At 67.8% G+C, this 13,773-nt stretch carries 13 protein-coding genes; 10 read left to right on the forward strand and 3 right to left on the reverse strand.

Annotated features, from left to right (window positions below; genetic code table 11):
• Positions 1-24: 24 nt before the first annotated feature.
• The 9 genes from thiD to TACI_RS08895 all read left to right on the forward strand — a co-directional run bounded on the left by thiD (position 25) and on the right by TACI_RS08895 (position 7,826).
• A complete protein-coding gene (gene thiD / locus TACI_RS08855) occupies positions 25-840 on the forward strand; it encodes a bifunctional hydroxymethylpyrimidine kinase/phosphomethylpyrimidine kinase (protein WP_012870432.1) in 816 nt (271 codons plus the stop codon).
• Positions 837-1,631: a hydroxyethylthiazole kinase gene (locus TACI_RS08860; RefSeq protein ID WP_012870433.1), complete on the forward strand. Its 795-nt coding sequence runs from the start codon at positions 837-839 to the stop codon at positions 1,629-1,631. The genes thiD and TACI_RS08860 overlap by 4 nt, the downstream gene beginning before the upstream one ends.
• Positions 1,624-2,286, forward strand: a complete 663-nt coding sequence (gene thiE / locus TACI_RS08865) for a thiamine phosphate synthase (RefSeq protein WP_012870434.1) — start codon at positions 1,624-1,626, stop codon at positions 2,284-2,286. Before TACI_RS08860 ends, thiE begins: the two co-directional genes overlap by 8 nt.
• Complete coding sequence (gene thiW / locus TACI_RS08870) at positions 2,261-2,797, forward strand: energy coupling factor transporter S component ThiW (RefSeq protein ID WP_012870435.1); 537 nt, start codon at positions 2,261-2,263, stop codon at positions 2,795-2,797. The genes thiE and thiW overlap by 26 nt, the downstream gene beginning before the upstream one ends.
• Before the next feature lie 33 nt (positions 2,798-2,830).
• Positions 2,831-3,985 (forward strand): putative DNA modification/repair radical SAM protein, encoded by a 1,155-nt coding sequence (locus TACI_RS08875; RefSeq protein ID WP_012870436.1) that lies wholly within the window; start codon positions 2,831-2,833, stop codon positions 3,983-3,985.
• A 269-nt stretch (positions 3,986-4,254) separates the two neighbouring features.
• Entirely contained in the window at positions 4,255-5,025 is a 771-nt protein-coding gene (locus tag TACI_RS08880) for a DeoR/GlpR family DNA-binding transcription regulator (protein WP_012870437.1), read from the forward strand.
• Positions 5,016-5,948: a 1-phosphofructokinase family hexose kinase gene (locus tag TACI_RS08885; protein WP_012870438.1), complete on the forward strand. Its 933-nt coding sequence runs from the start codon at positions 5,016-5,018 to the stop codon at positions 5,946-5,948. Before TACI_RS08880 ends, TACI_RS08885 begins: the two co-directional genes overlap by 10 nt.
• Positions 5,945-6,409 carry a PTS sugar transporter subunit IIA gene (locus tag TACI_RS08890; RefSeq protein ID WP_012870439.1) on the forward strand — a complete coding sequence of 155 codons (465 nt, stop codon included), beginning with the start codon at positions 5,945-5,947 and terminating at the stop codon, positions 6,407-6,409. Before TACI_RS08885 ends, TACI_RS08890 begins: the two co-directional genes overlap by 4 nt.
• Positions 6,410-6,455: 46 nt before the next feature.
• Positions 6,456-7,826, forward strand: coding sequence for a PTS fructose transporter subunit IIC (locus TACI_RS08895; RefSeq protein ID WP_012870440.1), 1,371 nt, complete (start codon positions 6,456-6,458; stop codon positions 7,824-7,826).
• 53 nt (positions 7,827-7,879) lie between these two features.
• Here the strand turns inward: TACI_RS08895 and TACI_RS08900 are convergent, their stop codons facing one another.
• Together TACI_RS08900 and TACI_RS08905 are read right to left on the reverse strand one after the other, a co-directional pair.
• Entirely contained in the window at positions 7,880-8,632 is a 753-nt protein-coding gene (locus TACI_RS08900; RefSeq protein ID WP_012870441.1) for an adenosylcobinamide-GDP ribazoletransferase, read from the reverse strand.
• Positions 8,619-9,170, reverse strand: a complete 552-nt coding sequence (locus tag TACI_RS08905) for a bifunctional adenosylcobinamide kinase/adenosylcobinamide-phosphate guanylyltransferase (protein WP_012870442.1) — start codon at positions 9,168-9,170, stop codon at positions 8,619-8,621. Before TACI_RS08905 ends, TACI_RS08900 begins: the two co-directional genes overlap by 14 nt.
• A gap of 66 nt (positions 9,171-9,236) precedes the next feature.
• Between TACI_RS08905 and TACI_RS08910 the strand changes: the two genes are divergently transcribed.
• On the forward strand, positions 9,237-10,229 hold the full coding sequence (locus tag TACI_RS08910) for a threonine ammonia-lyase (RefSeq protein WP_012870443.1): 993 nt from the start codon (positions 9,237-9,239) through the stop codon (positions 10,227-10,229).
• Here the strand turns inward: TACI_RS08910 and TACI_RS08915 are convergent.
• A complete protein-coding gene (locus TACI_RS08915; protein ID WP_012870444.1) occupies positions 10,226-13,750 on the reverse strand; it encodes an AsmA family protein in 3,525 nt (1,174 codons plus the stop codon). The genes TACI_RS08910 and TACI_RS08915 overlap by 4 nt on opposite strands.
• Between the last annotated feature and the right edge of the window lie 23 nt (positions 13,751-13,773).

The following is a 13,773-nucleotide window of genomic DNA, read 5'->3' on the forward strand; positions in this document are numbered from 1 at the left end:
TTCGATTTTGAGGGGGGATGAGATTTGTACAGGGGTGTTGCCATGACCATCGCGGGGAGCGACTCCGGCGGTGGGGCGGGGATCCAGGCGGATCTCAAGACCTTCATGGGGCTTAACGTCTTCGGCGTCTCGGCGGTTACCGCGGTTACCGCCCAGAACTCCATGGGGGTGTACCACGTGGAGAACCTTTCGGTCCGGTCCGTGAGGGAGCAGATCCGGTGCCTCCTCTCGGACTTTCCGGTCCGGGCGGTGAAGATAGGCATGCTGTCCACCGGGGAGATCATGGAGGCGGTGGCGGAGGAGCTCTCCTCCTACCCGGGGCCGGTGGTGCTGGACCCGGTGATGGTGTCCCAGAGCGGGCACAGCCTGATGGACTCGGGGGCCGAGCGGGCCATGCGGGAGAGACTGCTTCCCCTGGCGTCATTGGTGACCCCGAACCTGCCCGAGGCGGAGCGGCTGCTGGGCCTTCCGCCGGGATCCATAGCCACCAAGGGGGACATGCTGGACGCGGCGAACAGGCTGCTGGAGGCGGGGTGCCGGGGGGTTCTCCTCAAGGGGGGGCACCTTCCAGGGGATGACATCTTCGACGTGCTCATATGCGGCGCCGAGGAGGTGCTATTCGAGGACCGGCGGATCCCGGGGGGCAACGACCACGGAACGGGCTGCACGCTGAGCAGCGCCATAGCGGCGGAGCTGGCCGCCGGGGAGGACCTGAAGACCGCGGTGACCCGGGGCAGGGAGTTCGTGAGGAGGGGCATGGAGACGGGGGTCAGGCTCGGGAGAGGGCACGGGTGCCTGTACCACCGGGCCCCGGCCCCCTGGGTGGGTGACGGGGCTTGAGGGTCTCCCACCTGGCATCGGAGGTGGCCCGGCTATCCCCTCTGGTCTATCACGTCACCAACTGGGTGTCGGGCCCCCTCAGCGCCCGGGTCTGTTACGCCCTGGGGGGCAGGGCGCTGATGACCACCCATCCGGAGGAGGCCCTGGAGGCGGCCCGGATGTCCCAGGCGCTGCTGCTCAACCTGGGGACCCCCACGGAGGACCGGGTCGTGTCCATCCGGCGGGCTCTGGACGGGGCGGGGGATCGGCCGGCGCTGTTGGATCCGGTGGGGGTCGGGTCCTTCCCTGGGCGCCTGGACCTGGCTATGGAGATCCTCTCCCGGGGGATCTCGATCCTCAAGGGGAACGGGGCGGAGATCTCCGCCCTGCTTGGGGAGGGGAAGGGACAGCGGGGGGTGGACTCGGACCTGCCGGGACCGCCCCTTGGGGTCCGGAGGCTGGCGGAGGACCACCGGTGTTGCGCGGTCATGACCGGGGAGGAGGACCACGTGGCCCTAGGGGTGAGCTGGGGGCTGGTGAGGCTCCGGGGGAGGGAGGTTCGAGGGGCGGTGCCGGTGCCCGGGCTTGGATGCGCCCTGGGTAGCGCCATGGCCTGCGCCCTGGGGGTGGGGGCGGACCCCTTCTCCGCCGCCCTGTGGGGCTGCGCCCTCTTCAAGGGGGCCCTCCGGAGGGCCCTTGGGGCCTGCTGTGGCCCCGGCAGCCTGGTGGAGGCCCTCATAGACCAGCTACACCGGGCCAGGACCGGGGAGCTGGATGGGGAGAACGTGGAGGTGATCCGGGCAGATGGATGATCGGTGGCTTAGGGAGGCTCTCCAGGTCTACGGGATCCTGGACTCGTCCCTGGGGGACGAGGGGGAGCTGATCGCTCTGGCGGAGATGGCCATTGGGTCCGGGGTAACCGCCCTTCAGCTCCGGTGCAAGGGCTGGGACGGGGGGAGGACCTACCGTCTGGCCCGGGAGCTGGCCAGGAGGTGCGCCTCCGAGGGGGTCCTGTTCATAGTGAACGACCGGCTGGACGTGGCCCTGGCCTCCGGGGCCCGGGGGGTCCACCTGGGGGCTTCGGACCTGCCGGTGGAGGCGGCCCGCCGGGTTGCCGGGGAGGACTTCGTGATCGGCGGCACCGCCAGGACGCTGGAGCGGGGGCTGGAGCTTCAGGCGGCGGGGGCCTCTTACCTGGGCTGCGGGGCCGCATTCCAGTCCGGAACCAAGGAGGACACGGTGGTGATAGGACCCCATGGGATAGGCGTCATAGCCCGGGGGGTGTCCATACCCTGCGTTGCCATAGGGGGCATAGGGGAGCACAACCTGGAACGGCTGAGGGGGTCCAATGTGGCGGGGATCGCCATGTGCGGTGCCCTGTTCCGGCGGGACCCGGGCCGGATGGGGGACCTGTGCGGGGCGGTGAGGAGGACGATCGAGGATGGAGGTGGTCCGGTTGGAGGATAGGAGCCTGGCGCTTAGGAGGCTTGCGTTGGCGGGGGCGCTCTGCGCCCTGGGGGTGGTCATGTCCCCCCTGTCGTTCCCCGTGGGGCCCGCCAAGTGCTATCCCTTTCAGCACGCATTGAACGTGGTGGCGGGCTACTTTTTGGGCCCCTGGTACGGGGCGGGGTGCGCCCTGGTGACGAGCCTGATCAGGATATCACTGGGGACCGGCACCCTCTTCGCCCTCCCGGGGAGCATCCCCGGGGCCCTGCTGGCGGGGTTGGCAGCCCGGGCGATCAGGGGGCACCTGGTCCCCGCCCTGGGGGAGGTGATGGGCACCTGCCTGGTGGGGGCCTACCTGGCCTCCGCCCTGGTGGGGCCCATGATGGGCAGGTCCGTATCGTTCCAGTTCCTCCTGTCCGCCTTCGCTATCAGCTCCGTGCCGGGGGCGGCGCTGGGAGCCCTGGCGGTGAGGCTGAGCCATGGCCGAGTCCTGGGGCTGGTCGGGGGGCGGTTGAGCGACAACCTAAAGTAAGCTATACTGACGCAAAGCTTACAGAAGGGGGGCATGGCGGTGGATCTGATGGGAAGGCTGAGGGTCCTTGGGGACTCTGCCCGGTTCGACGCCTCCTGCGCCCCCTTCAGGGAGAGGGCCCTTGGTGTCCTGCCCGGGGTGGTCTGGGCCAACCGTTGCCGGGTCCTCAAGGTGCTCATGAGCAACCGGTGCGGCTACGACTGTGCCTACTGTGTGAACCGGGCCAGCTCCCCGGTGGATCGGGCCCAGATGGAGCCCCGGGAGCTGGCGGACCTGTTCGCCTCCCTGTGGCGCAGGGGGTTGGTGCAGGGGATCTTCCTCAGCTCCGCGGTGGTGGGCTCCCCGGACGGGACCATGGAGAGGATGATCCGGGCGCTTGAGATCATCCGGCGGGAGCATCGATTCGGGGGCTACGTGCACGCCAAGGTGATCCCCGGGTCGTCGTTTGGCCTGATCCGGCAGATGTGCCTCCTGGCGGACCGGGTGAGCGTGAACCTGGAGGTCCCCTCCGAGGAGGGGTTGAGGGCCCTGGCCCCCCAGAAGGAGGGCAGCGCCATCCTGGCCCCCATGGGGAGGGTGGCGTCCCTCCTGGAGGAGATGGGGAGCTCGGGACATCTGAAGGGGGGGCACACCACCCAGATGATCCTGGGGGCCACGGAGGACCCGGACCGGGAGGTCCTCAAGGTCTCCAGCGCCCTATACCGCCGATTCAGGCTGAGGCGGGTCTACTACTCGTCCTACGTCCCCGTGTCGGAGGACCCAAGGCTTCCCCGGAGGGACCCGGACAGGCTACGGGAGGTCCGGATCTACCAGGCGGACTTCCTGATGAGGCAGTACGGGATGAGCTACCGGGAGATCCTGGGGGACCGGCAACAGCTGGACCGCCGGCTGGACCCCAAGGCCTCCTGGGCGCTCAGGAACGTCCACCGGTTCCCGGTGGACCTGAACTCCGCGGAGGCGGAGGAGATCCTGATGGTGCCCGGCATAGGTCCCAAGGGGGTCAGGGCCATCCTGGAGGCCCGCCGGAGGGGCAGGCTTCGGATCGAGGATCTTGGGTCCCTGGGGCTCCGGGTGGGCAGGATAAGGCACTTCGTCACCTGCGACGGCCACCGGCCCCGGCTTCTCGAGTCATCCCATCTGGAGGAGCTCCTTTCCGCTCCCCCACGGCAGGCGAGCCTCTTCCAATAAGACGCATAGCCCCATGGGATAGGGTCCAGGACCCTAGGATAAAGGGCATGATAGAGGACCGCGGGGCCCCGAGGGGCCCCGCGTGCTTTACCCAAAAGATCAAGGATGATCAATGCCATTGACCTCTCTGGAGCCCCTGGGCTAGATCCGGGTCTCCATGTCTGGATGACCGAAAGTTCAGCCCGCCCCCTTGCGCTGCCCGCTAGATCCGCTAAAATAAGCAAAACTGATCATATCCAATCAACTTCGATCAAAAAAGGGGGGATCTCATGCTCCCGGAGGAGAGACGATCGGCGATCCTGGCGCTGGTGGGCCAGGGGATATCCTCGGTGCCCCAGATAGCCCATCGGGTTGGGGCCTCGGAGGCCACGGTGAGGCGGGATCTGGCGCACCTGGAGGAACGGGGGCTTCTACGCCGGACACATGGGGGGGCGTTGCCGGTGGGCTACGGGGCGGAGCCGTCCTTCAAGGAGAAGCGGGTCAGGAACCTGGAGGAGAAGCGGGCCATAGGGACCGCCTCCGCCGGGCTGGTGGAGGACGGGGAGCGGGTCCTGATCGACGCGGGGACCACCACGATGGAGCTGGCCCGGGGCCTATTGGGGCGTCGGATAACGGTGGCCACCAACTCGCTGGACGTGGCCCAGGTGTTCATGAACGACCCGGTGGTGGAGCTCTGGGTCATAGGGGGTGTGATGAGGAAGTCCCCCCGGTCCCTGGTGGGGTTCCTGGCGGACATGGGGCTGGAGGCCCTTCGGTTCGACGTGGCCTTCATAGGCGCCAACGGGGTGAGCGCCCCCTTCGGGGCCAGCACCCCGAACCCGGAGGAGGCCAGGACCAAGGCCCTCATGATCCGGTCCGCCGCCCGGGGATACCTGCTGGTGGACCACTCCAAGCTAGGGCGGGACAGCGCCTGCCGGATGTTTCCCCTGGAGGAGCTGACCGGCCTGGTGACCGACTGGGGGGCGGATGATGAGGAGGTGAGGGCCCTCTCCCGGGTGGTGAAGGTGCTGAGGGCCGGGGAGGACGGAAGATGGCTATAGCCACCGTGACGCTGAACCCCGCCAAGGACAGGACCGTGTTCCTCCGGAAGTTCCGCCCCGGCCAGGTTAACCGGGCGGAGGGGGAGCACCTGGCCCCGGGGGGCAAGGGGATAAACGTGGCCTCCTTCCTGGGGGACTACGGGGTCCGGGAGGTCTACGCCCTGGGGCTCATCGGGGAGGAGGACATGGGGCTCTTCCGGTCCGCCATGGAGGCCCGGGGAGTGGGACACATGTTCACCCCCCTGCCCGGGCGGGTCCGGGAGAACATAAAGCTCTCGGACCTGGCGGAGATGACGGTGACGGACGTGAACCTGCCGGGGCCCCGGTGGGATCCGTCCCACCTGGAGGCCCTCATGGGGGACCTCAAGAGGTGCCCGTGCCGGGTGGTGGTCATCTCCGGGAGCCTCCCCCCCGGCTGCCCGGAGGACACGGTGGCCCGGCTGGTGGAGGAGTCAAAGCGTATGGGGCGCTTGACCATAGTTGACACAAGCGGGGAGCCTTTGAGGCTGGCGCTGGAGGCGGTGCCCCACGGGGTGAAGCCCAACCTGGCGGAGCTGTCCGAGGTGCTCCGCCTGCCAGAGGGACCGGAGGGGATCCTCCAGGGGGTCCGGCGCCTCAGGGAGATGGGGATAGGACTCGTGGCCCTCTCCCTGGGGGCGGATGGGGCGGTGCTCTCCTCCCCCCAAGGGACGGTGTTGGTCCGGCCCCCCAAGGTGACGCCGATCACCACCGTGGGGGCCGGGGACGCCATGGTGGCCGCCATGGCCTTGGGGATCCACTCCTCCATGGAGCTGTGGGAGACCGCCCGGCTGGCCTGCGCCTTCTCCCTATGTGCGATCACCCGGATAGAGGAGCCAAGGGTTGAACCCTCCGCAGTGAGGGATTTCATGGACAAGATCCGGATATCGGAGGTGGAAGGATGATCGGGGAGCTCATGGGACCCAACGGGATCATATTGGATCTGGAGGTCCGGGAGAAGGAGCGGGTGTTGAGGACCCTGGCGGAGGGATTGAGGGCCGACGGGGCGGTGAGCGATGTGGAGGAGTTCCTCGCCCACGTGGCCCAGAGGGAGGCCCAGGGGACCACATCGGTGGGGCACGGGCTGGCCATTCCCCACGCCAAGTCGAGCGCGGTGGTGAGGCCCGCCCTTGCCATGGGCCGCACCCGGGAGGAGATCCAGGAGGAGGCCCTGGACGGGACCAGGCCCAGGCTCTTCTTCATGATCGCCGTCCCCCAGGGGGACGACTCCTCCCACCTTAAGGTGCTGTCCAGCCTGGCCAGGCTTGTGATGCACCAAGAGGTCCGGGAGGGGCTTCTGAGCGCCAAGGACCCGGAGGAGGTGAGGAGGATCATATCCGAGGCGGAAGGGCTGATAAGCGGCTGATATCCCCGGGGAGACCCGGGCATCCTTGCGACAGGAGGTGTACGTGATGGCTAAGATAGTGGCGGTTACGTCCTGTCCCACCGGCATAGCTCACACCTACATGGCGGCGGAGGCGCTGAAGCTGGCGGCGGAGGGGATGGGGCACCAGGTTAAGGTGGAGACCCGGGGATCCGGGGGGGCAGAGAACCAGCTAACCCAAGAGGACATCTCCCAGGCGGAGCTGGTAATAATAGCGGCGGACACCAAGGTTGAACGGGACCGATTCAGGGGCAAGCGGGTCTACACCACATCCACCGCGGAGGCCATAAGGGACGCCCGGGGCCTCATCGAACGGGCCCTGGCGGAGGCCCCGGTGGAGGGGGGCGCCGACGCCCCCAAGGCGGCGGAGCCATCCGGCCCCTCGGCCTCCAAGGCCAAGGGGGCCTACAAGCACCTGATGACCGGGGTGTCCTACATGATACCCCTGGTGGTGGCCGGGGGGCTATCGATAGCCCTGTCGTTCGCCTTCGGCATAAAGGCCTTCGAGCAGGAAGGGACCCTGGCCTGGGCGCTGATGAAGGTCGGCGGCGGCTCCGCCTTCGCCCTCATGGTGCCCGTGCTGTCCGCCTACATGGCCTACTCCATCGCTGACCGGCCCGGGCTTGCGCCGGGCTTCATCGGCGGCATGCTGGCCAGCCAGCTTGGGGCCGGGTTCCTGGGGGGCATCGCCTCCGGGTTCATCGGGGGCTACAGCGCCCTCCTCATATCCAGCAACGTCAAGCTCCCCAGGAACCTTCAGGGGCTGATGCCGGTGCTCATCATACCCCTGGGAGCCTCCCTTCTTACCGGGCTCATGATGATCTACGTGGTGGGATCCCCGGTGAAGGCCCTCATGGACTGGACCACCGCCACCTTGAGCGGGATGAGCTCCTCCAACGCGGCCATCCTGGGGCTCCTGCTGGGGGCCATGATGGCCTTCGACATGGGGGGCCCAATAAACAAGGCGGCCTACACCTTCGCGGTGGGGCTACTGGGCAGCGGCACCTTCGAGCCCATGGCGGCGGTGATGGCGGCGGGGATGACCCCCCCGCTGGGGATCGCCCTGGCCAGCCTCCTGGCCCCGGGCAAATTCTCCCCCGAGGAACGGGAGGCCGCCAAGGCGGCGGGAGTTCTTGGCATATCCTTCATAACCGAGGGGGCCATTCCCTTCGCCGCCGGGGACCCAATCCGGGTGATCCCCGCTATAATGGCGGGCTCCGCCCTAACCGGCGCCATGTCCATGGCGTTCCACTGCACGCTCCGGGCCCCCCACGGGGGGATCTTCGTCCTTCCCATACCCGGAGCGGTGGGGAACCTGGGGCTCTACGCCCTATCCATCGCCGCCGGCACCGCCCTTACCGCGGCGCTCCTGGCGGCCCTCAAGCGTCCCCAGGGCTAGGCTTTTAGGGCCCGGGCGGACTTCTCCCCCCGGGCCCTAAAAGCCACGGTGGCTCACATGGGAAGCCACAGGGCCCCCAGGAGGGGGGCCATTATGGCCTCGCAGGCCACCTCCACCGCCCCCAGCACGTCCCCGTTGACCCCCCCCAGACGGGAGTTCATCCACCGGGCGCACCCGACCCCCAAGAGGACAGCAATAGACGGGCCGCAAACCAGCACCACCGGGCCCAGCACCGGAAGGGCCAGAAGTCCCCACGTGGCGCCCAGGGCCAGGTGGGCCACCCCAAGACGCCCCACGAAGACCTTCCCAAGCCCCGACTCCCAGGGATACCTGCCCGCCCAGGCGCAGGACAGGAGGGAAAGTCTCCCAAGGTAGCCCATGAACCCAAGCGTGACCGGGAGCTTGAACCAGGGGAAGGAGCCCAAGGAGCCCGCCCAGGACCCCAGTGCTAGGATCAGCCCCATCACTCCGAAGGCGCCGATCCGGCTGTCCTTCATGACCGCTCTCATCCCCTCTCCCCTACGGCCGGACCCCAGCCCATCGCACAGGTCCGCTAAGCCGTCCAGGTGCAGGGACCATCCCAACCATATGTAGATCCCCGCGGACCAGAGGGGCCAAACCAGGGGGGGAAGGAACCAGGAGAGGGGGATGGAGACCAGCCCCACCATGCACCCCATGATCAGCCCCACCAGGGGGGCCAGGGCCAGGGCGCCGGAGGTTGACTCCTCTGGGTAGATCCCGTCCATAAGCCTGGGCAACCGGGTCAGCAGGTTCCACATGACGGCCAAGTACCTAAGGAACCACATGGGGATCACCTCCCTTGATCCAGAGGGGGACACCCGCCACCACCAGCGCCACCCGATCGCAGGCCGCGGCCCCCAGGGCGTTGGCCATTCCCTGTAGCTCCTGAAAACGACGGCCCATCCGGTTGGGGGGCACCAGGGAGAACCCCACCTCGTTGGACACCACCACCAGATGGCTGGGCCCCTCCAGGGAGAAGAGCCGCCGGGTCATCTCCAGGGCCCTCTCCTTCAGATCCTGCCACCGGTCCCCCTGGAAGGACGGATCCGCAAGGCATATACGGCTAAGCCACACGGTGAGGCAGTCCACCAGCACCGCACCCGGGAAGGACGAGACCGCATGGAAGATCTCTTCCGGCGCCCCCTCCCATGTCTCCCAGTCGGGAGGACGACGCTCCCGATGAAGCCTCACCCGCTCCTCCATCTCCGGGTCCAAGGCCTCCGCGGTTGCGCAGTACAGGACCCTACGGTGGCGGGAGGTAAGCACCTCCGCCAGGCGGCTCTTGCCGCTCCTCACTCCTCCAAGGATCAGAATCCGCTCCAAGCCGACACCTCGCTCTCCAATGTGCTATCATCTACTCCAAGAATAATGTTAGGAGGTAGTTAAAACATGTCAACCCTTCCAATCAACCCCTCCATGGCGGACGCACTGGCCGCCTATCGGTTCCTCAAGGACAAGGTGAGGCACACCCCCACGGAGTTATCCCGGCCACTGAGCGGGTTGACCGGGGCCCAGGTTTACATCAAGTGGGAGAACCAGCAGCTCTGCGGGGCCTTCAAGGTCCGGGGGGCGCTCTTCAAGATGCAGAGCCTATCGCAGGAGGAGAGGCGACGGGGGGTGGTGACCGCCTCCAGCGGCAACCACGCCCAGGGGGTTGCTCTGGCCTCAAGCCTGATGGGGATCAAGGCCACCATATGCGTTCCCGCCACCTGTCCTAAGACAAAGAAGGAGGCCATAAGGGGCATCGGGGGCCATACGGTGGAGCTCCGGGTGGTGGATGGCTCCTACGACGATGCGGAGGCGGAGGCCCTGGCCATGGCGGAGCGGGAGGGCATGACGTTCATATCCGCCTTCGAGGACCACCACGTGGTCTGCGGGGCCGCCACGGTGGGGATCGAGCTAATGATGGACCAGCCGGACCTGGATGTGATCCTGGTGCCCGCCGGGGGCGGGGGCCTCATGAACGGGGTTGCCCTGGCGGCATGCCACCTTCGGCCCGGGATCCGGGTCTACGGGGTCCAGTCGGAGGCATCGAACCCCTACGTGGTCTCCTGGGAGGACGGGGTGGTGAGGGACGTGGAGTACCTCCCCACCCTGGCGGACGGCCTGGCGGGCTACATACCCCAGAGCCTCCTAAGCCTGGCCAAGACCCGCATGGCGGGGGTCTTGGAGGTGACCGAGCAATCCATCGGGAGGGCCATGGCGTTCCTGCTACACCATCATCACCAGGTGGTCGAGGGTTCCGGCGCTGTTGGGGTGGCGGCCCTGCTGGAGGGCAAGCTGGATCCCCGGGGCCTTAAGGTGGGGATCGTGGCCTCCGGGGGGAACGTGGACTCCAGCCGCCTCTTGGAGGTGCTAAGGGAGCACCTCCAAGAGGTCTAGTTGCCGTTGGTCCCCTGGGGAGTCAGCAGGTTGAACAGGTTATCCAGGATCTGCTCCTGAAGTTGCCCCCCCACCTGGTCCCCTCCGCCGCCGGAGGGGACCTCTATCTTCAGGTCGAACCGCCTCTCGTCCTTGCCGGCCCCTCCACCCGCGGGCCCCTGCTCGGTGGGCCTGGAGGGGGAGTAGACCTTAAGGGAGCTAACCGTGGGCTTGTCCACGGCGCCCACCACCTTGAACGACACGTCCCTGAACTGGCCGCTGGCCCAGCCGCTAACCGCCCCTCCCAGGATCCCCCGCAGCAACCTTCCGGTGTCCAAACCGGAGGAGACTATGCCGCCGATTACCCCCGAGAGGGCGTTCAGACCCCGGGAGTTCAGGTTCCCGTAGCAGCTGATGTTAAGCTCGCCATTCCCCCTAACCGTTCCATCGAACATCATGTAGCGATAGAGCTTGTCCCCCGGCGGGGAGGATATGCGGCTCCCGGGGAGGATCACCAGGTCCACCCCATCCAGCTCGTAGGACACCGAAAGGTCCCGGTACTTGACCGAGTCGGCCCCCATGGCGGAGGCCACCGAGGGGTCGAAGCCGCTGAACTTGCCGTCCCGCAGGGACAGCTTCCCCCTGCCCCTCCTGGTGCTTGTCCTGTTGAGGTCCCCCTGGAGGGAGAGGGCCAGGTCTCCACTGCCGTCCCCCTTGAACTTCACGTCCGGGAACATGTCCCCCCAGGCGGAGCCCAGCTGGAAGCCCTTGACGGTCAGGTTGCCCCCATAACGGGTGCTCTTCATTTCCCGGGAAAACTGGATCTCCACCGTGCCGCCGTAGGCGGAGCCGGACCCGGACTCAACCGTCAGATAACCATCTCCATAAATGAAGGGAAGCCTCAGCCGGTCCATCCTCAGCCCCCGAACCACCAGGGGGGAGAAGGTCACCGCCCCCTTGACCATCAGCCCGTCCCGGTAGGCAACCTGGGCCTCCACGTCCCCCCGTCCGGAAAGGGGCACCCCCCCAAAGCGGAGCATGGAGAGGGCCTTGGAAACATCCAGCCCCTTCCCCTGGATCGATAGTCTCACCCTGGGGGATCCCCCCCTAAGGGAGATGTTTCCGGTGGCCTCCAGGACCCCTTCCCCCACCTGACCCCTTATGGACGACACATTAAGGTCCCCCCCACTGCCCTGGACTGCCACCGACAGGTCCCCCAGGCTTATGCCCCCCATCCTGGCCCCCTTGACATTCCCTGCCAGGGAAACGGTGGCGGCACCCATGGGGCCCGAAACCTTGGCCTCCCCATGGAAACGTCCGGAGGCCAGCCCCTTGAGGGGGGAGCCGGGGGCCTCCAGGTTGAGGTCCACTAGGGCCACCGTGAGGTCCGCCCCCTTGGGGCCCCCAGCACCACCGGCGGACACCCGCCCCCCCAGGATGGAACCCGATAGGTTGGTGACCCGCCAGTAGGCCCCGTCGGAGGCCACCGTTCCAGATAGGCCCGTCAGGGGCAGGCCGTAGGCCTCCAACCTGCCGCCGGATACCCCGATGGAGAGGGACGAACCCCCGGGCCTGAGTCGGGCCGAAAGCTTTCCGCTGACCCGGCCGGAGATGGGCACCTCCGCCTTGGCGGCGGAAAGCAGCGGCACCACCGACACGTCCACCAGGGATCCCGAAAGGGTAAGGTCATCCAGAGACCCACCGCCGGACATGGACAGGGGGATACCCATGAAATTACCCTTAACAACCAGGTTCCCCAGCCTCCCCTCTCTGAGGACCCCGGAGGCGGAGAAGCCTCCGATGGAGACCGAACCGGTGGAGAGCTCATGAGAGGAGAGGGAGAACTCGATGGAGGGGGATGAGACGGGGCCCGTGGCGGAGAAGGTGCCGGACAGGGAGCCCCTGGCCCCCTCAGCCAGGGCGGAGGCGGGAAGGGCAGTCACCCGGCCCTTGATGCTGACTCCCCCGTCGCCGGAGGGTACCGATCCGTCCAAGGTGAACCTGCCCCCCCGGTAGAGGAACGAAAGGGAGCGGAGGGACACCCCCCCGCGGGAGATGACCAGCTCGCCCCCCAGCCCGCCTAGGGTCATGGTCCCCCTGGAACCCTCCAGGGTCACGGCGCCCCCGGAGGGGAGGACCCTCACCACCGGGGCGCCGGACCGGGGCACCTGGAGGTAGAATCGTCCCGATACGCCCCCCCGGGGCTTCAGTCCCCTGGCGTCCGGCATGCGGTCCCCCAGCCGGGCCAGGTTCAGCCCGGAGAAGGTTCCCGATAGGGATAGCCCCGCCGAGGAGGCCTGGCCGGAAAAGGCCAGCCGGGCTCCGGTCCAGAGGCAGGCGCCGGAGAGGTCGGCCCCCTTAGGGGAGACCTTGGCGGTGATGTCCAGCCCCTCCAGCTCCTCTCCCCCGGCGGTCATCTGCTGGGCCATGGCCCTTACGGTTCCAGACGGGGATGCCCCCAATGCAAGCCTTACATCCGCGGAGATGCGGTCCCCCTGTATGTCTTCCAGCCAGGGCAGGTTGCCCCTCCAGCGATCGGCGGAGACCCCTTCCAACTTGAGGTCCAGGGAGACCCCACCGGTCCGCAGGGGGACCAACACCACCCCGGAGACAGCGGCCCCGTTCACCCTCCCGGCGGTGACCCGGAAGGTGACCGCCCTGCCATCGGTGGACCAGGCCCCCTTGGCCTCCTCCACCAGGTAGCCCGCCACCAGGAGGTCCCGCACGTTCCCCTCCCCCTCCCCCGCCAGGGCTTCGCCGGAGCCCCTAAGGTTGAAGGAGGCGGTGACCCGCCCCTGGATCCCCTTGGGCAGCGACACCGAGGCGGGGAGGAAGGGGCGCACCCTGCGCAGGTCATCGATCCAAAGGGAGGTGACCCGCCCGGCCAGGTCGATCCGATCCCCCGCCACCCCGGAGATGGATATCTTTCCATCCCCCAAGGAGGCGGCAAGGTCCAACCGCCACGCCCCCCCGCCGGACGGGGCCCTGTGAACCTCCCCCTTGAGGTTGACCTCCAAACCGGACAGCCCGCCAGACAGAGCGAATAGGTACCCTCCCTCGGGAAGGCGGACCCGGGCGCTATTCACCGACAGGCTCTCGCCGGAGGACGTCAGCACAAGATCCCTCACCCGCACCTCGTCGAAAGGGGGACGCTCCTTCCGGGGCCCCCTGGGCATCAGGGATCGCATCAGGTCCAGATCCCCCCGGCCCCGCCCCAGCCGAACCACCGAAAGCCGAGGTTCTCCCCTCATCAGGTCCGGGATGGATAGATGCAGGGATCCCTCCTCCGCCTCCAGCACCACCCCACCGCTGGGGGTCGATAGCCTAATGCCCCTCATCTCGTAGCCCCTTATGGGGTTGCCGGACACGTCCCCAAGCTCCAGCTCACACCCCAGGGACGACTGGACCCCCTCCACCAGGGCATCCCTGACCCTGGAGGCATAGAGATCGCTATTCCTGAGGGCGGAGGCCAGCGGCACCGCCCCTAGGGCGATGACCGCGAAGAGGCCCACTAACAGGGCCAGGAGCCGAGCTCCCCTCATGCGAAACACCCCCGATCCCAAGG

Source organism: Thermanaerovibrio acidaminovorans DSM 6589, assembly GCF_000024905.1.
GTDB lineage: Bacteria > Synergistota > Synergistia > Synergistales > Synergistaceae > Thermanaerovibrio > Thermanaerovibrio acidaminovorans.